A 16,834-nucleotide genomic window follows, 5' to 3' on the forward strand; every position below is an offset into this window, starting at 1 on the left:
GTTATTTTCCAGTTCAAATTCCTATTTTTAAATCGGTCATTCTTCTAAAAAATATTATTATGAAAGCTTTTTTCATTACTAAATATGATAAAAAAACACCTTTAATCTGTGGTGAAATTCCATTGCCTATTTTAGGTGAAAATGATGTTTTAATTGAAATGAAAGCTGCCAGTTTAAATCCTATTGATATTAAAGTAAAGCATGGCGACATGAAAATAATTCTGTCCTATAAATTTCCTTTAATTTTAGGAAATGACGGGGCAGGAATTGTATCTAAAATTGGTTCGAAAGTAACACTTTTTCAACCTGGAGATGAGGTTTATTTCCGTCCGGATAAAAGTAGCGGTATTGGAACACTGGCCGAATTTTTCGCTTTAAACGAAAATGATGTCGCTCTAAAACCAAAGAATTTAACCATGGAAGAAGCTGCCTCAATTCCTTTGGTTGGCCTTACCTGTTGGCAGATTTTTAAAAGAGCGAATCTTCAGAAAGGGCAGAAGGTTTTCATTCAGGCCGGATCAGGCGGTATTGGAACTTTTGCAATTCAGCTTGCAAAATATCTAGGTTTAACGGTTGCTACAACGGCGAGCACCAAAAATTTTGAAATGTTAAAAAACCTCGGAGCTGATATCCTTATCGATTACAAGACTCAAAAGTTTGAAGATATTCTGAAAGATTACGATTTGGTTTTGAATACGCAAGATGAAGAAACATTAATAAAATCGATGAGCGTTTTAAAGCCAGGCGGAAAAATCATCTCTATTTCTGTAACGCCTGATCCCCAATTTGCCAAAGAATGGGGAATGAACTGGATCATGAGAATGGGCGTAAAATTTATGAGTGCTAAGGTTCGGCGACAGGCAAAAAAACATCAGGTTGATTATTCTTTTTTATTGATGGATTCCAGTGGAAGTCAGTTGGAAGAGATAGCGAGATTAATAGAAGCAGACCTTATAAAACCGGTTATTGACAAAATTTTTCCTTTTGAAAAAACCAATGAAGCTCTTGCTTATTTAGAAAGCGGTCACGCCAAGGGAAAAGTCATAGTGAAAGTGAACTAAAATCTCTAAAAACGACCATCTCATTCTATAAAATTGTATTTATGAATTCGTAATGGGTTTGTTACTTAGCCGTAGGGTAATTATAAATCCGATTCCTAAAAATAGCGTTCCTGTAAGATACGTTCTCGACCCAATTAATTCTGGATTCGAGCTGTAAAAATCACGGATAAAAGCGGCTACTTGTGGCCCGACAATTCCACCAAATGACCAAGCGGTTAAAATAACACCATACATTACAGGCATTAATTTCTCATGGAAAACATCAAGGATGTAAGATGGCATTGCGCCGAATGCTCCGCCGTAGCAAAGTAATATATAACATACTAAAGCTCCGAAAATATAAGGATTGTTGATGAAGATTAATAAAATGAAAACCAAAATCTGCGAACCTAAAATCAAGCGGAAAACCTGAATTCTTCCCAGCTTATCAGAAAGGCCGCCCCAGAGAAACCGCCCAATTCCATTAAATAAAGAACTGACCGCAATTAACGATGCACCTGCAACTGCTAAACTTTCTGTAGTCATGGTTGAATCTTTCTGAGCGAACAAATCCTGAATCATCGGTGACTGCATGCTGACAAACATAATTCCTGCTGAGATATTTAAAAAAAAGACGAACCACATGCCGATGAATTTAGAAGAAAATAAACTCTGTTTTAGGGTCAATTCATTCTCAAATTTCTGATTTAAAAGATTATCCGCAGGACTGATATAACCTTTAGGACTGAAATCTACGGGTGGATTTTTCATGGATAAGGCTGCGGGAATCCCAATCACAAAAAGTGCAATTGAAATATAAATAAAAACGTGCACCATATTTCCATCCGTCAATTTTATAAAGATCGGCGCAATCATTTTCGACATGAGCAAAGCGCCAATTCCAAAACCCATTACAACCATTCCGGTAATTAAACCTTTTTTGTCTGGAAACCATTTTGAAACAGTTGCAACTGGAGTCACATAACCTAAGCCCAGACCGATTCCACCTACGACACCGAAGCCAAGATAGAAAAGAGGCAAATTGCTGATGGACATTGCATAAGCGCTGATTAAATAACCGAAACCGTAAAGCATGACGCCGATTGTGGCGAGTTTTTGAGGTCCAAAACGAGGCAGAATTATTCCACCAACCGCAGCAGACAAACCCAGAAAAAGAATAGCGATACTGAAAATCCACATCGTTTGAACATTGGTCCAGCCATATTCGGTCATGATGGGTTTTTGAAAAAAACTCCAGGCGTAAACCGTTCCCAAAACGACTTGCAACAGCGTTCCCGTTATTGCGATGAACCATCGATTAGAGTCTGTTCTATGCATTTTCTAAGCTTTATTTGGCTAATATTTCGAACTTTAAATTTACCCTTATTTATGTCATTCAGTATGAATTTACACCACTATAAAACATGATATTTACCCATTGATTAACAATTCTTCCAACTTTAAATGCGAATGTCATCATTAATAAGATTTAGAGAAATCAACTGCAATATTATTGAGGTAAAAGACAATAAATCGTTAAGAAATAGAAGCTGATAAAATATAGAAAGTTCAATCCCAAATTTTTCTATCTTTACTTCAAAGCAAACCAAATTAATTAATATCCAAACTTTCCTCTATGCAAAAAATAAAAATATTCCTTATTCTTCTTCTCTTTTCAATACTTGGTCAGGCGCAAAATCATCGTTTTATTTATGAATATTCCTATATAATGGATTCTTTAAATCGAGAAAATATTGATAAAGAATTGATGATTTTAGATGTTACCGCTTCCGGTTCAAAATTCTACAGTAAGGAAAAGGTTATTTATGATTCGCTCGTGGAGGCGAAATTTAAGCAGGCAGAAATGATAAAGTCCAGTAATATCAATTTGTCTTCAATTAAAAATAAGTCGAAGGTTGAATACTCGGTTTCTAAAACATATCCCGACCTAAAAGCAATTTTCCATACGAAAGTGGACGGAAGTAGGTACGCTGTAAACGATTCAAAAAAAATGGACTGGAAAATTCTTCCGGATAAGATGGATATTCAAGGTTTAACTACGCAGAAAGCTGTTACTAATTATGGGGGAAGAAAATGGACCGCTTGGTTTACACCCGAAATTCAGGTGCAGGACGGACCTTATAAATTCAGCGGTTTGCCTGGTCTAATATTAAGACTTGAAGATGACAAAGCAGATCATGTTTATCAATTCGTCGGCAGTCAAAAACTTGCCGTTTTGCCTAATTTAACAGCTGATGAAGATGAACCTGAAATAGAAATTTCGCCCGCTCAGTTTACGAAAGTCTGGAAAGCTTATCTGCAGGATCCCGCAAAGAAAATACGGGAAATGTTAATGAGGAGCGATACCACGATAAAAGTAACTGATGCCAGTGGAAAAGAACTTTCGCAAGCGGAAATTATTAGAAGTAGAGAACAGCGGGCGAAGGAAAAAATGAAAAAAATAAATAATTTTCCCGAATTGGATCTTTATCGGTAATAGTAACTCAGTCTCATAATCAATTTGAGAAAGACTTTAATTCAGGAGTAATACCCTTTAAATAAATTTTTGAGAACGAATATAAAAGAGCGCACTAAATTTCATAATGACCGAAATTTACTGAGTGGTGATCGGCCTCTTTTTATATTTTTATTTGCACGGTAATTGCAATATTGCAGATGACTTACCGCTGTAGTGTTTTATTTATTTAAAATTTGAGCGGTTTTTCAATGTAAATATTAACATTTAAAATATATCATTATGAAAAAGCAAAGCTTATTTTTACTCGGATTTATTTCTCTTTTTTTAATGTCTTGTATGGCAACAGTCACAGGAGATCAGAAAAAACTGTATGATAACGCGTGGGAACTTGAATATATTACGGGACCAAGAATTACCTTTCAAGGATTATTTCCCAATGAGAAACCCATGATCATGTTCAATAAAACTCCCGGAACTGTTACCGGAACTAGCGGTTGTAATGTGTACGATACTACCTATACACTGACTGGAAATATGATTAATATTGAGAAACCAACCATGGCAACTACGGCATATTGTGGTGACGGTGAAGTTGTATTTTTGAAAACAATGGAGGAAGTGACCAAATTCAGAATTGAAAGCGATGGAAAATTAACATTGTTAATGAATGATATACCGATGATGAAATTTAAAAAAGCGATGATCAACTAATCATTTTACTGAAAACTTTTTTAGAATTCAATACAAAAAGCAAGAATAATCTTGCTTTTTTTCATTTTGATAGTAAAAGGAAATGTATTTTTTCTGGCTTATTTAATAGCTTTGTTTTTACCTGATTTCTTTTTATTTCCGGAGTTTAGAAAAAGAAATCCAATCGCAAAACCTGTCGCCATCATCATTATTGTTTGCGTTTTTTTCGATGGAACAGGAATCGCAAGTTCACCATAAATCCGGTGGGGTTCTTTTGAGGGATATTTTACATTTCCATCGGTATCAGTTTCTGCATTGGGTTTCATTGCAAATCGAAGCGCCGCAGAAGCCGTATTAATAATGGTTTCGGGAAAAAGACCGTACATGATTTTCATCATTCTCGCATAACCGTCGGTGATAATGCTTTTCTTTGGATTTTTTGCGGCGGCAACCATCTGAGCTGCAAGATCTCTTGGATCCACAGAAAAGGGTGGGATCTTAAAATCAAGACCGCTGTATTTTGCAGAATGCATATTTCCAGTAGATCTTTGAATTCCAGGATAAAGTCCTACGATATGAATATTTGGTTCATCGGAAAGTTCTCCCTGAAGTCCTTCAACCATTCCGCGAATTCCAAACTTGGTACTGGAGTACGCTGTAGAATATGGTGCTGGCATCCAGCCACCAATAGACACATTATTTATTAATATTCCTTCTTTTTGTTTTTTGAAAATAGGTAACGCTGCATAAGCGCCATGCATATAACCTAAGAGATTTGTTTTTACAACTTGATCTGTGGTTTCAATCGGAATATCCTCGAATTTACCGCTTGCCATTACACCTGCATTATTCACCCAAATATCAATTCTGCCGTTGAACTGTAAAGCTTGCTCGGCCAAGTGTTGTACCTGCGCAGCATCGGAAACATCGGTTGGCACGCCGAGGCCGATTACACCTAAATCATGACAAAGGGAAACCGTCTCATCTAATCCGTCCTGACCGCGAGCCGCAATTACAATATTGCATCCTTCCAAGGCAAAAGCTTCTGCTGCTGCTCGACCAACGCCACTTGTTCCACCCGTAATGACAACTGTTTTACCGCGCAAGGCGCCGTATATGATATCTTTATCTTTCATAATAATAGATTTTGTTTGTTTCAAGTGCATCAATTTTTATGCAAGTTTCCATTTTAAAGGTTTTGTGGAAGTTTATTATTCATTAATCCAGTACAACTCAAGATTTATAATTTTTATTTTTAATAATTTTCGATGCCTAAAAAATTTAAGGAGAAATCAACAATTATATAAAAAGTAGTAGCGATTGAATTTAAATGATGTTGTAACTAAATTATTTAACAAGAATTTAGGGACATTATTAATGATCATTCCGACTGAAAATTTAAATATGCTTCCCGGCTTTGTTAAATTTAAAAATGAATTCTTAAAACATTCTTAATTATATTGAAAATCATTATATTTGCCGACTATAATTTTAATGTTGTAAACTATTAACAATGCAAGGAAAAGGACTTATTACGCTGGTTGCGATTATTCTGGGACTTATTTGTCTTAATGAATTGTTACCAACATGGTATGCTGGTAAAATCGAAAAGCAAGCAACTGCACTGGCCGGCGATAACCAAGTAAAATATCAGAAGGAACTCTCGCGCCTTTCAAAAGATACTTTAAATCTAGGATTTACGAAGCTGTATTATTCCAGAGCTAAAGAAAGAGAAATGAAGCTGGGTCTGGATTTGAAAGGAGGTATCAACGTACTTTTAGAAATCAACCAGAGAGATTTGGTTAATGATTTAACGCAATATTCTACAAACCCAATTCTATTGGAAGCTCTTGACCGAACTGATCAGGCGCAGAAAAACTCGACCAGAAATTATATCGATAATTTCTTTATTGAGTTTGACGCTGTAAATAAAGAAAAAGGTACGAGTCTTAAACTGGCTGATCCAGAAATTTTTGGAAATACAAACCTTACTGAAATAAAATATAACACTTCCGATGATCAGGTAAAAGAAATCATCCGTCGTAAAATAAATGCTGCTGAAGGATCTGCTTATGAAGTAATCAGAACCCGTATTGATAAAATGGGAGTTACACAGCCAAATGTGCAGCGTGTTCCCGGAACTGGTCGTATCTCTGTAGAAATGCCTGGTATTAAAGATATTGACCGCGTAAAGAAAATGCTTGCAACTTCTGCAAAATTGCAGTTTTGGGAAGTGCAAACTATTCAAGAAGTTATTCCTTATTTGGAGCAATTATCAACGGTGGTAGCAGTAAAAGCAGATTCAATCGGTGTGCCTAAAAACACAAACCTGATGAATATGTTGCAGTTAAATTCACTGCGTGCAAGTGGTGTTGGTAATATTAAATTATCGGATACTGCTGCGATCAATAAAATTTTAAATTCTAAAATTGCTAAAAATCTTCGTCCCGCAAATATTAAGTATACCCAATTTATGTGGGGTTACAAACCAGAATCTGGTGACGAGAATAATCTTGTACTTTATGCAATTCGCGGGAATATTAACCAAAAAGCACCTGTAGATGGAGCGGTTGAAACTGCGAGAGTAAATTATGATGAGTTAGGAAGAGTAGTGGTTGATATGCAGATGGATTCGAAAGGATCGAAAGACTGGAAAGCATTAACTGCGAAAAACGTAAATAAATCAGTAGCGGTTTCTTTGGATAACGTGGTTTACACTGCGCCAAATGTGGTGAATGAAATTCCGAATGGGAGAACCCAAATTTCTGGAAACTTCTCTCAGGAAGAAGCGCAGGATTTGGTAAATGTTTTAGGAGCCGGTAAACTTCCTGCAAGTGCTAAAATTGTACAGGCAGATGTTGTTGGACCTTCATTAGGACAACAGTCAATTGATGCTGGAATGCTTTCGTTCTTTATCGCTTTCCTTGTAATTGTTGCCTACATCATTTTCTATTATGGTGGAGCTGGAATTTACGCCGTAATCGCGATGGTCATTAACTTATTCTACATCTTTGGAATAATGGATTCTGTGGATGCCACCTTAACTTTGCCTGGTATTGCGGGTATTGTCCTCTCTATGGCGATGGCGGTGGATACCAACGTAATTATATATGAACGAACCAAAGAAGAACTCTTCGCCGGTAAAAATATTCTAGAAGCTTATAAAGACGGTTTCAAACACGCACTTTCTGCGATTATCGACGGTCACTCGACTACCATTCTTACTGCAATTGTTTTGTATATTTTCGGAACAGGACCGATCAAAGGATTTGCTGTAACCTTAATTATTGGTATTTTGATGACGTTCTTTACTTCTGTATTGTTGTCTAGAGTAATGATTTTTGCAAGATTGAACAAAGGAAAAGGACTTTCAGTTTGGACGCCTCCAACAAAGAATTTATTCAGAAATGTTTGGATTGATTTTATTGGAAAAAGAAAATACGCCTACATGATTTCTGCATTCCTTACCGTAGCAAGTTTAATTTCGATTGCGGTTAATGGATTTAAATACGGAATTGACTTTACAGGTGGCCGTAACTTCGTCGTAAAATTCGATAAACCTGTTGATGCCACGAAGACTGAAGAAGCATTAATTAAAATGTTTGCAACTGCAGATGGTAAATTATCAGCGGTAGAAGCGAAAACTTTCGGAACCGGAAACCAGTTAAAAATATCTACGGATTATTTGATTGATGACGAATCTTTGAAAGCAGATCAAACCATTGAACAAAAATTATACGAAGGATTACGACAAGATCTTCCAGCAAATTTAACGTTGCAGGATTTCAAATCTGCCGATAAAGATCACGCGGGGATTGTTTCTTCCACCAAAGTGGGACCGACCGTTGCTGATGATATTAAAACCGGTGGAATGTTTGCGTTGATCGCTGCATTAACTGGTATTTTCCTCTATATTTTGATGAGGTTTAATAAATGGCAGTTCTCCTTAGGAGCCATTGTCGGCCTGGCACATGATGCAATTATTATTCTTGGAGTTTATTCCTTGTTGCATAAATATATGCCGTTTAACATGGAGATTAATCAGGATTTCATTGCCGCCATCTTGACGGTTCTGGGTTATTCCATTAATGATACGGTGATTGTATTTGATAGAATTCGGGAGTATCTAAGAGAGAAGAAATCATTGACATTAGCTGGTCTTTTTGATGATTCAATTTCCAGTACTTTGGGTAGAACGTTTAATACCTCGTTTACAACGATTCTCGTAATCTTAGCCATCTTTATTTTCGGTGGTGAAAACTTAAGAGGATTTATGTTTGCGCTATTATTGGGTATTGCCTTTGGTACGTATTCTTCCATCTTTATCTCTTCCGCGATCGCTTATGATTTCTTAAAAGGAAAAGGAAAAGAAGAAAAACTACACGGCAGAACTTCCGTCGATGTAGAAGTTATTGATAAAAGAACTAAAAAATAAATTTTCACTATAAAATTTTAATGTCCTTCTCACGAGGGACATTTTTTTGGCCAAATTCTAAAGGTAATTTTCCAAAAAAACTATCTTTACTTCCGCAATGAAAAAAAATCAGAAATCTGCCGCTGTTGGTTTTATTTTTATCACCCTGATTATTGATATCACGGGATGGGGAATAGTGATACCTGTGGTTCCAAAACTTATTCAAGAGCTGATTCACACTTCCGATTTAAGCGTTGCTTCTCGCTATGGCGGCTGGCTCAGTTTTGCCTACGCCGGCATGCAATTCATCTTTGCTTCTGTCTTGGGCGGATTAAGTGATAAATTTGGTAGGCGGCCGATTATACTTTTTTCCCTCTTGGGTTTTTCTTTAAACTTTATGATTCAGGCTTTGGCTCCAACGATATTTTGGCTTTTTGTGGGCCGCATACTTTCAGGTGTTACGGGTGCCAGCATTACAACGGCGAGTGCATATATTGCTGATGTATCCACTGATGAAGACCGCGCCAAAAACTTCGGCATGATCGGTGCTGCATTCGGGATCGGATTCATTGTGGGACCTGTTATCGGTGGTTTTTTAGGGCAGTATGGGGCACGAGTTCCATTTTATGCAGCTGCGATACTATGTCTGATTAACTTTCTTTATGGCTGGTTTATTTTACCCGAAAGTTTAGACAAAGAAAATCGACGCGAGTTCAACTGGCGCCGCGCAAATCCTGTCGGCTCGCTTCTTCAATTGAAAAAACATCCTGAAATTTTAGGATTAATCTCAACACTTGTATTTGTTTATATCGCGGGTCACGCGGTACAGACAAACTGGACATTTTTCACCATGTACAAATTTGGATGGAGCGAAAAAATCGTAGGACTTTCCTTAGGAGCTGTCGGATTTATGGCGGCTTTGGTACAAGGATATCTGATCCGTTTTATACAACCAAAATTGGGCAACGAGCGTACAATTATATATGGATTATCGCTCTATGCGGTCGGCATGATTCTCTTTGCATTTGCTAGTGAAAGCTGGATGATGTTTGCGTTTTTAATACCGTACGGTTTAGGTGGAATTGCTGGGCCGGCCTTGCAATCAGTAATATCTGCCCAAGTTCCTAAAAATGAGCAGGGAGAACTTCAAGGTGCACTCGCGAGTTTAATTAGTTTTACGGCGATTATCGGACCACCTTTGATGACCAATACTTTTTATTATTTCACACATGATGATGCTCCCTTTAAATTTCCAGGTGCGCCATTTTTTCTAGGTTTTATTCTAATGTCTATTAGTGTTGTTCTCGTTTATTTTCTTTTTCCACGGAAAAGAAATTTATAAAATGACAATAAAAAAATCGAAATTTAGATCTGAATACCCCAATTTACTCGTAAATCTAATTAAAATTCATCCAGATATTTTTTAACAATAAAATTTAAAAATGAAAACTGATATCATAAACTTTTGTAATTTTACGCCATGGAATTAAGTATAGGTGAAATGCTTATGATTGCTTTGGCGATCGTTGTTTTGTTCGGACCAGATAAATTACCGCAAATTGCGCGTGATTTAGGTCAGGGAGTTCGCAAGATGCGTGGCGCAATGGAAGATGTAAAAACCGAAATCTTAAAAGAAACCGATAATCCCGTTGCTGAAATTAAGCGCGAGATCGACAAAGTTAAAAAAGCAGCTCAGGATTACAATCCAATGGCTGATCTTGAAAAAGATACTTTTGCCCAAAGAGAAGAACCAAAAATAAATCTTGCAGAAGATGATTCTCACGATGGTCCTGTAAGCCGCTAAAATGAACGAGCTTATTCAGGAAGATAGAAGTTTATTTCTGGAACTCAATAATTTGGGTTCATCATCCTTTGATCAGTTCTGGATTATGATTTCCGGAACTTGGATATGGATACCGCTTTACGTGATCTTTCTTTATCTTTTATTCAAAACGTTTTCCCTCCGTAATCTTATTTTTATTTTAATATTTATCGCATTAGGCGTTACCGTTTCCGATCAATTGGCTGGGCTTTTCAAATCAGGAATTGGGCGTTTTCGTCCTTGTCATGATCCTTCGCTTTCTGGGCTGATGCGCGTTGTAAAATGCGGTGGCCAGTTTGGGTTTTATTCCAGCCACGCTTCAAATACATTTTTTATTGCCACATTGATGAGTTTTTTACTTCATCGAAAATTGCGATTTTTGCCGTACATTTTATTTTTATGGGCAGCCGCAGTTTCCTACAGCAGAATTTATTTAGGCGTTCATTTTCCACTTGATATTTTTATGGGAGCCGCTGTAGGTTTTCTTTTAGGTGGGTTTTTCAGTACGCTCTGCCTAAAGGTAATCCATCGTCAGCGCACAGAATCAGCATAAACTCCTGCCTTTTTAATATCAAATTTATCATTTACGTTTTTAAATTTTCTCTGCAAGGTTAGGCGATTCTTTCTTTTTCCTATCTTTGCTTCTATGTCAGAAAATAACGATAAACGACTTTTCCTCATCGATGCCTACGCCATGATTTTTCGTGGATATTACGCTTTAATTCGCAGTCCACGCATCACCAGCACGGGTAAAGATACTTCAGCAATTTTTGGTTTTACCAATTCTTTAATTGAATTGATCCGTCGTGAAAGACCTACACATTTAGCGGTAGTTTTTGATGTCGGTCAGGCGAGTATCAGAACGGCAGATTATGCCGATTACAAAGCCAATCGAAATGAAACGCCCGAAGCTATAAAAATTGCAATTCCGTACATTCACCGGATTTTAGAAGCAATGCATGTTCCTATTCTCGGTTTAGAAGGATATGAGGCTGATGATGTTATTGGAACAATCGCCTGTAAAGCCGAAAAAGAAGGATATCAAATTTTTATGGTAACGCCAGACAAAGATTTTGCGCAGTGTGTTACTGAAAATATTAAGATTTATAAACCCGGTTTAAAAGGAGCGGAATTTGAAATTCTCGGCGTTGAAGAAGTCAAAGCGAAATATGAAATTGAAGATCCAAAACAGGTCATCGATTTTCTCGCAATGATGGGTGACGCTGTAGATAATATTCCCGGCTTGGAAGGCGTTGGTGAAAAAACAGCCAAGAAATTTCTGAAAGAATATGGTAGTATTGAAAATCTTTTGGCCAATACCGCAGATTTAAAAGGAAAGTTAAAGGAAAAAGTAGAAAACTCGGCCGAACGTGGCATTCTTTCTAAAAAGTTAGCCACCATAATTTGCGATGCCCCAATCGAATTTCACCAGGAGCAATATGATTTAGATGAACCTGATTTCGAGAAAGTAAAAGAGGTTTTCGATGAAATTGAATTCCGAAGATTATACGAAAATTTATACCGTGCTTTCGCGCCTAAAGCAGAAGTTGCTTCACCAAATGGCAATTCTACACCACTAAAAAGTCAGGCCGTAAAAAGCGGAGATCAGTCTATGCAGTTGGATTTGTTCGCCAATTTTGAAGAATTGGATCAGGCAATGACCACCAAGGAAACCGTGTCTGATAATGACCATCTTTACCAATATATCGATTCACCGAAAGCACAATATATTTTGGTTAGAAATTTAATGGCTCAAAATGCCGTTGCTTTCGATGTTGAAATGACATCATTAGACGAAATGGAGGCAGAACTCACTGGAATGAGTTTTTCCTATAAAAAAGGTTTGGCATATTATGTTCCTTTGTCAAAAGACCGTGAAGAAGCTCTACAAACCTTAGAAATATTCCGTCCATTTTTTGAAAAGAAAGAAATTGTTAAAATTGCCCATCATCTTAAGGTGGATTATAAAATTTTGAAATTATACGGAATTTCAATTGAAGGAGCCATTTTCGATACCATGATTGCTCATTATTTGTTAAATCCTGACGGAAGACATACGATGGAATATCTGGCAGAAATGTATTTAAATTACAAACCCATTACGCTCGAATCATTAATCGGTAAGAAAGGAAAAAATCAGGGGAGTTTTGAAACATTGTCTGTGGAAGAACAGACCCAGTTTGCCGCGGAAGATGCGGATCTTACTTTTCAGTTGTATCAACTTTTTGCACCGCAGCTGAAAATAGAAAATCTCGAGAATCTATTCTTTACAGTAGAAATGCCTTTGATGAAAGTTCTTGCTAAGATGGAATTGGAAGGAATAGCGCTTGATAAAAAATGGCTGGAGCAGGAAAGTAAAGATTTAGAAAACGATTTGCGCAACCTCGAAAAAACAATTTTTGAAATGTCTGGCGAAGAATTTAATATGAATTCACCGAAACAGTTGGGTGAAGTTTTATTTGAAAAAATGCAACTGGATCCGAAAGCCAAGAAAACAAAATCCGGACAATATGCCACTTCTGAAGACATTTTGCAAAAATTATCTTCAAAGCACGAAATCATTAAACATATTTTAGAATACAGAACATATCAGAAATTGAAGTCAACCTACGTCGATGCTTTGCCTTTACAAATCGATAAAGATGATCATCGCGTTCATACTAGTTTTTCACAAACAACTGCGGCGACAGGGCGCTTAGCAAGTGTAAATCCGAACCTGCAGAACATTCCCATCCGTACATTACGAGGACAGCAGATTCGGGGCGCATTTGTTGCCAATCCAGGTAACAAGATTATCGCAGCAGATTATTCTCAAATTGAATTGCGCTTAATCGCAGCAATTTCTGAGGAAGAAAATATGATTAAAGCGTTCCAGAATGGGGAAGATATTCACGCATCTACAGCCTCAAAATTATTTGATGTTCCTTTAGAAGACGTTACAAAAACCCAACGTTCTCAAGCGAAAACCGTCAATTTCGGAATACTTTATGGCCAAGGCGCATTTGGTTTAGCTGAACAAACTGGCCTTTCCAGAAAGGAAGCTAAGGAAATGATTGAATCTTACTTTCAAACCTATCCAAAGTTAAAAAAGTATATGGCAAATCAGGTGGTGAAAGCGCAAGAAATGGGTTATGTAGAAACGATATTAAACCGTAAGAGACATTTAAAAGATATCAATTCAGCCAATTTTGTGGTGAAAGCTCACGCGGAAAGAAATGCCGTAAATGCACCAATTCAGGGAAGTGCAGCCGATGTCATTAAATTGGCGATGATTAAAATTGACCAGGAATTAACCGAACAAAATTTAAAAACGAAAATGTTATTACAGGTGCATGATGAACTTGTTTTCGAAGCACCCGAAGAAGAACTGGAAATTGTAAAAACTTTAATAAAAAAAGAAATGGAATCTGCTTACGAAACAACTGTTCCTTTATTGGTTGAAGTTGGAGTAGGTGATAACTGGTTGGAAGCGCATTAATTTTACTCAAAATCTTAAATCAATTATTATGAAAACTGTAGTGCTTTATGAAAATCCCGAATCTACAATGGAGCAGTTTATGGATGCATTGCCCAGACATCAGGCAGTGGAAGACCAGTTTGTGAAAGAAGGAAAAGTATTGGGAATAGGTGCATTTGCAAATCCTGGAGAAGGTGCAATGGCGATTTTCATTGATAAAATTTCTGCTGAGGAATTTGTGAAACAGGATCCTTTCGCTTCTGAAAATCTTTACACAAAAGTGACCATCAAAGAATGGAACGATGAAATGAAATAGATAATGAAATTCCTGATCATCATTCCGACGCACAACGAAGAGAAGAATATTCTTTTTACTTTGAAATCGCTGCAACTACAGACCTTTCAGGATTTTTTCTGCGTAGTTGTTAATGATGGTTCTACGGATAAAACACAGCAGATTGTTGAGGAATTTATTAAAAATAATTTAAAATTTAAAATTCAAAATTTAGAATTATCCAAGCATGAGCCAGGTGCTAAAGTAGTTCGTACATTTAACAAAGGTTTGGAATCTGTAGATTTAAGCAAATTTGATATCATATGTAAATTTGATGCAGATATTATTTTTCCACACGATTATTTAAAAAGAGTAAATCAGGTTTATGAAATGCAGCCAAAAGCAGGAATGGTTTCTGGAATTGTTAAAATAAAGAAATCGATCTTTGAAAAATCCTTGGCATTTGATTTTAAAGATGAAAAGCATCAATGGAAATTTGAAAATCTATCTTCTAAAAATCATATCCGTGGCCCTATAAAATCCTATCGTAAAGAATGTTTTCAGGAAATGAATGGTTTGCGCCCCGTTTTGGGTTGGGACAACATCGATGTGATGCTGGCGAATAAAAATGGTTGGGAAACGCTCACCATTAAAGATTTATGGGTGAAACATTTGCGACCAACGGCCTATCAATATCAAAATCAGAAAGCTGAGAAACTTGGCGAGTATTTTTATAATATCGGGTTGAGTTTACCATTAACAATGATTTCTTCGGGAAAATCATCCTTTAAAAATAGATCATTTGCAGAATTTTTCAGCACCATGAAATCATTTTTGAAACAAAAAGGAAAGCGCTCATTATCAAAGGAAGAAATACGATATATCAGAAATTTACGCTGGCAAAAGATGTTCAATAGAAAATAAAAATAATCATGAAAAAATTAATTTCCATTTTAACGGTGTGTTTATCGATCGTTTTGATTGCCCAAAAAAACGCAGATCTCATCATTACCAATGCCAAAATCTACACGGTCAATCAAAATTTTGATACCGCGCAATCGATGGCAATTTCAAACGGAAAAATTATTGCAGTGGGTAAATCTGCTGATATTTTGAAAAATTACAAATCTTCGAAAGTTCAAGATTTACAGGGAAAGACGGTTTTTCCTGGACTGATTGACGCGCATTGTCATTTCACTGGTTACGCGACCGACAAGTGGAAATGTCCACTTTGGGGTACGAAATCTTGGGAAGAGATTATTGCGAAAATTTCAGATTATGCCAAAACTGCACCTAAAGAATGGATTTACGGTCGTGGTTGGGACCAGAATGATTGGGCGATAAAAGAATTCCCAAACAAAGAAAAACTCGACCAATTATTTCCAGACCGCCCGGTTTATTTAAAAAGAATCGATGGTCATGCTGCAGTGGCAAATCAAAAAGCATTAGACATCGCAGGAGTTACCACAAAAACCAAAATTCAAGGTGGAGAAATTGAAGTGAAGAATGGAAAATTAACTGGAATTTTAGTGGATAATGCGATGACTTTGGTTGAAAAACATATTCCGGAAATTGAGGATAACGAGGCTATTCAATATTTTTCAGATTTACAGAAAGAATGTTTTTTCTACGGCTTAACTTCTCTTCACGATTGTGGAATTACCGAAAGAACGTTGGGACTTTTAGAAAAAGCACAATCACAGAATGCCTTACAAATGAAGGTTTTCGCTTTGATGGAAGATAATCCCGATTATTATGACCGTTGGATTAATAAAGGAAGATATACCAATAAGAATATTACTGTAGGCGGATTTAAAGTCTATTCTGATGGAGCGCTCGGTTCGCGTGGAGCTTGCCTTATTCACGATTATTCCGATAAAAAAGATTGGAAAGGTTTCCTTTTAAGCGATCGCAAACATTTTGAGAATTTAGCAAAAAAGTTAAAAAACAGTGATTTGCAAATGTGTACGCACGCCATCGGAGATTCTGCAAACAGAACAATACTTCAAATTTATGGCGATGTTTTAGGCGTTAAAAATGATCGAAGATGGAGAATTGAGCATGCGCAAATTGTTGATAAAAACGATTTCGATCTGTTTGGGAAATATTCGATTATTCCTTCAGTTCAACCTACTCATGCGACTTCGGATATGTATTGGGCAGAAGATCGATTAGGGAAAGAACGTTTGAAATTTTCCTATGCGTACGAAGATTTATTGAAACAAAATGGCTGGCTTCCCTTGGGAACAGATTTTCCCGTTGAAGAAATTAGTCCTTTAAAAACATTTTATTCTGCGGTGGCAAGAAAAGATTCAAAGCATTATCCTGCAAATGGATTTCAGATAGAAAATGCGTTGACCAGAGAACAGGCACTTCGCGGAATGACAATTTGGGCAGCAAAAGCCGCTTTCCAGGAAAATGAAATAGGAAGTTTAGAAGTGGGAAAATCCGCGGATTTTATTATTGTTGATCAAGATTTGATGACCATTCCTGAAATTAAAATTTTAGATACCAAAGTTTTAGAAACTTACAGCAACGGAAAGAAAGTATTTTATAACAAAGAATACTATGATGACTTAGCGAAGAAATTATGAGGAAGATCTTTTGGAATGTAATCTACAAAATAATTTCAAAAATTTCTTAACCTTAACCTCGCCC

Annotated in this window: 13 protein-coding genes; 11 read left to right on the plus strand and 2 right to left on the minus strand. The window is 36.7% G+C overall.

Translation table 11 applies throughout. The annotated features are described in order from the left end of the window. Positions 1–59 precede the first annotated feature (59 nt). Complete coding sequence (locus tag LC814_RS00440; protein WP_226064387.1) at positions 60–1,061, plus strand: NADP-dependent oxidoreductase; 1,002 nt, start codon at positions 60–62, stop codon at positions 1,059–1,061. A gap of 39 nt (positions 1,062–1,100) precedes the next feature. Here the strand turns inward: LC814_RS00440 and LC814_RS00445 are convergent, their stop codons facing one another. Further along, complete coding sequence (locus LC814_RS00445; protein WP_226064388.1) at positions 1,101–2,378, minus strand: L-lactate MFS transporter; 1,278 nt, start codon at positions 2,376–2,378, stop codon at positions 1,101–1,103. 298 nt (positions 2,379–2,676) lie between these two features. On the opposite strand from LC814_RS00445, the gene LC814_RS00450 reads away from it, so the two are divergent. Together LC814_RS00450 and LC814_RS00455 are read left to right on the plus strand one after the other, a co-directional pair. Next, entirely contained in the window at positions 2,677–3,537 is an 861-nt protein-coding gene (locus tag LC814_RS00450) for a GLPGLI family protein (protein ID WP_226064389.1), read from the plus strand. Positions 3,538–3,798: 261 nt separating this feature from the next. Further along, the gene (locus LC814_RS00455) at positions 3,799–4,230 is read left to right on the plus strand and encodes an META domain-containing protein (protein ID WP_226064390.1); all 432 of its coding nucleotides are present in this window, start codon (positions 3,799–3,801) and stop codon (positions 4,228–4,230) included. A 98-nt stretch (positions 4,231–4,328) separates the two neighbouring features. Here the strand turns inward: LC814_RS00455 and LC814_RS00460 are convergent, their stop codons facing one another. Further along, complete coding sequence (locus tag LC814_RS00460) at positions 4,329–5,345, minus strand: SDR family oxidoreductase (RefSeq protein ID WP_226064391.1); 1,017 nt, start codon at positions 5,343–5,345, stop codon at positions 4,329–4,331. Between the two features lie 377 nt (positions 5,346–5,722). Between LC814_RS00460 and secD the strand changes: the two genes are divergently transcribed. The 8 genes from secD to LC814_RS00505 all read left to right on the plus strand — a co-directional run bounded on the left by secD (position 5,723) and on the right by LC814_RS00505 (position 16,770). Next, the gene (gene secD / locus LC814_RS00470; protein ID WP_262903716.1) at positions 5,723–8,644 is read left to right on the plus strand and encodes a protein translocase subunit SecD; all 2,922 of its coding nucleotides are present in this window, start codon (positions 5,723–5,725) and stop codon (positions 8,642–8,644) included. Positions 8,645–8,741: 97 nt separating this feature from the next. Further along, entirely contained in the window at positions 8,742–9,965 is a 1,224-nt protein-coding gene (locus tag LC814_RS00475; protein WP_226064392.1) for a TCR/Tet family MFS transporter, read from the plus strand. Positions 9,966–10,103: 138 nt separating this feature from the next. After that, the gene (locus LC814_RS00480) at positions 10,104–10,427 is read left to right on the plus strand and encodes a Sec-independent protein translocase subunit TatA/TatB (RefSeq protein WP_226064393.1); all 324 of its coding nucleotides are present in this window, start codon (positions 10,104–10,106) and stop codon (positions 10,425–10,427) included. Position 10,428: 1 nt separating this feature from the next. Further along, positions 10,429–10,998 carry a phosphatase PAP2 family protein gene (locus tag LC814_RS00485; RefSeq protein WP_226064394.1) on the plus strand — a complete coding sequence of 190 codons (570 nt, stop codon included), beginning with the start codon at positions 10,429–10,431 and terminating at the stop codon, positions 10,996–10,998. Between the two features lie 93 nt (positions 10,999–11,091). Beyond that, positions 11,092–13,923: a DNA polymerase I gene (gene polA / locus LC814_RS00490; protein ID WP_226064395.1), complete on the plus strand. Its 2,832-nt coding sequence runs from the start codon at positions 11,092–11,094 to the stop codon at positions 13,921–13,923. Between the two features lie 28 nt (positions 13,924–13,951). After that, positions 13,952–14,218 carry a YciI family protein gene (locus LC814_RS00495; protein ID WP_226064396.1) on the plus strand — a complete coding sequence of 89 codons (267 nt, stop codon included), beginning with the start codon at positions 13,952–13,954 and terminating at the stop codon, positions 14,216–14,218. Between the two features lie 3 nt (positions 14,219–14,221). After that, positions 14,222–15,100 (plus strand): glycosyltransferase family 2 protein, encoded by an 879-nt coding sequence (locus tag LC814_RS00500; RefSeq protein WP_226064397.1) that lies wholly within the window; start codon positions 14,222–14,224, stop codon positions 15,098–15,100. Between the two features lie 8 nt (positions 15,101–15,108). Next, entirely contained in the window at positions 15,109–16,770 is a 1,662-nt protein-coding gene (locus tag LC814_RS00505; protein ID WP_226064398.1) for an amidohydrolase, read from the plus strand. Positions 16,771–16,834 lie beyond the last annotated feature (64 nt).

The sequence above is a fragment of the Kaistella polysaccharea genome, assembly GCF_020410745.1.
GTDB lineage: Bacteria > Bacteroidota > Bacteroidia > Flavobacteriales > Weeksellaceae > Kaistella > Kaistella polysaccharea.

What these genes read in the sequence shown, in the direction of transcription:
- LC814_RS00505 (WP_226064398.1), top strand. Translation starts at nt 15,109, where the DNA reads ATGAAAAAATTAATTTCCATTTTAACGGTGTGTTTATCGATCGTTTTG.
- LC814_RS00485 (WP_226064394.1), top strand. Translation starts at nt 10,429, where the DNA reads ATGAACGAGCTTATTCAGGAAGATAGAAGTTTATTTCTGGAACTCAAT.
- LC814_RS00460 (WP_226064391.1), bottom strand. Translation starts at nt 5,345, where the DNA reads ATGAAAGATAAAGATATCATATACGGCGCCTTGCGCGGTAAAACAGTT.
- polA (WP_226064395.1), top strand. Translation starts at nt 11,092, where the DNA reads ATGTCAGAAAATAACGATAAACGACTTTTCCTCATCGATGCCTACGCC.
- LC814_RS00440 (WP_226064387.1), top strand. Translation starts at nt 60, where the DNA reads ATGAAAGCTTTTTTCATTACTAAATATGATAAAAAAACACCTTTAATC.
- LC814_RS00475 (WP_226064392.1), top strand. Translation starts at nt 8,742, where the DNA reads ATGAAAAAAAATCAGAAATCTGCCGCTGTTGGTTTTATTTTTATCACC.
- LC814_RS00455 (WP_226064390.1), top strand. Translation starts at nt 3,799, where the DNA reads ATGAAAAAGCAAAGCTTATTTTTACTCGGATTTATTTCTCTTTTTTTA.
- LC814_RS00500 (WP_226064397.1), top strand. Translation starts at nt 14,222, where the DNA reads ATGAAATTCCTGATCATCATTCCGACGCACAACGAAGAGAAGAATATT.
- LC814_RS00495 (WP_226064396.1), top strand. Translation starts at nt 13,952, where the DNA reads ATGAAAACTGTAGTGCTTTATGAAAATCCCGAATCTACAATGGAGCAG.
- LC814_RS00450 (WP_226064389.1), top strand. Translation starts at nt 2,677, where the DNA reads ATGCAAAAAATAAAAATATTCCTTATTCTTCTTCTCTTTTCAATACTT.
- LC814_RS00445 (WP_226064388.1), bottom strand. Translation starts at nt 2,378, where the DNA reads ATGCATAGAACAGACTCTAATCGATGGTTCATCGCAATAACGGGAACG.
- secD (WP_262903716.1), top strand. Translation starts at nt 5,723, where the DNA reads ATGCAAGGAAAAGGACTTATTACGCTGGTTGCGATTATTCTGGGACTT.
- LC814_RS00480 (WP_226064393.1), top strand. Translation starts at nt 10,104, where the DNA reads ATGGAATTAAGTATAGGTGAAATGCTTATGATTGCTTTGGCGATCGTT.